We start from the raw sequence: 1,089 nt of genomic DNA on the forward strand, positions 1-1,089 counted from the left end.
AAGGTCGTCGGCAGCATGGATCAGCCCTTCGGGGTCAACGGCGCGGCACGCTGCGCGGCCAACAGCAGGCATTCCTTGCACACCGACTGCGGGAACACCGGCAACGGATAGTTGCCACTGCCGCCGGGCTGGAACGACTTGCGCGCCGCATGCACGGTGATGGTGCCCGGCGCGGTGAAGGTGATGTTGCCCTGTTCGATGGTGAGACTGGCACCGCCGGCCGTGGCCACATGGAGGGTGCGCCCAGCGCCAAGTTCCAGCGCGGCCTCGGCACTGGCGCCATGCAGCGCCGCCTGCGACTGCACCCGGATCTCATCGTTCTGCGCCAGTACTTCCAGCGTGCCGTTGCCACTGACCACGCTCAGCGTGGTGGCCTGCGGCCCCTGCCCGGTGCGTGCAGCGGCAAGCACGCCCAGCGCCTGCCGGCTGTGCCAGCGTGCCTGGCCCATCACCACGGTTTCGCTGGCCAGGCCGCTGCCCAGGGTGAGCGTTTCGCCCTGCGCCCACTGCAGCGACTGCCCGGCCACGTGCGCGATGCCCGCTGGTGCGGCGATGCCCAGCAACGGGTCGCCGGTGTGCGGCACGCGGCCGTCGCCGGCCGCGGCATCGCGGTCCGGGGCGGCCCCACGCGCATCGGGGTAGGCCGCGCCCGTTACCGCGGTGCGCGTACTGCGCAGCATCGCCTGCAGCGGGGCGGCATCGGTCACCAGCCGGGAGTGCGCCGGGCGCACCACGCCTTCGCTATCGGCCAGGCGCACCGTTTGATGGGTGCCGGCTGCCACCGCAAACGTGCTGCCCAGCGTATCCAGCTGGCCCAGCAGGGCGACCGGCGCCGAGGCGGTGCCTGCGGCGGTGTTGGTGCCCGCGTAAGCACTGAGCCACAGCCCTGCGCGGCCACGCACGCTGCCCCAGGCATCGCTGCGCAGTTCGAACCCCTCGCCGCGCAGGCTGCCGCGGAAATTGTCGGCCTGGTGGATCAGGTGGCCCAGGCTCAGGCCGCTGGACGCCTGCGTGGTCGCCAGCTGCAACCGCAGCTGGGCATCGCTGTCGTCGAACAGCAGGCGGCTGTAGCCCTGCCCACCCCACTCG

The 1,089-nt window shown here is 72.1% G+C and carries 1 protein-coding gene; it reads right to left on the reverse strand.

Annotated features, from left to right (window positions below):
* Positions 1–20: 20 nt before the first annotated feature.
* The coding region (locus DBR34_RS24045) for a type VI secretion system tip protein VgrG (RefSeq protein WP_258224132.1) at positions 21–1,089 on the reverse strand (1,069 nt) is incomplete at its 5' end.

The organism is Stenotrophomonas sp. HMWF003 (assembly GCF_003061285.1).
Classification (GTDB): Bacteria; Pseudomonadota; Gammaproteobacteria; order Xanthomonadales; family Xanthomonadaceae; genus Stenotrophomonas; species Stenotrophomonas maltophilia_AP.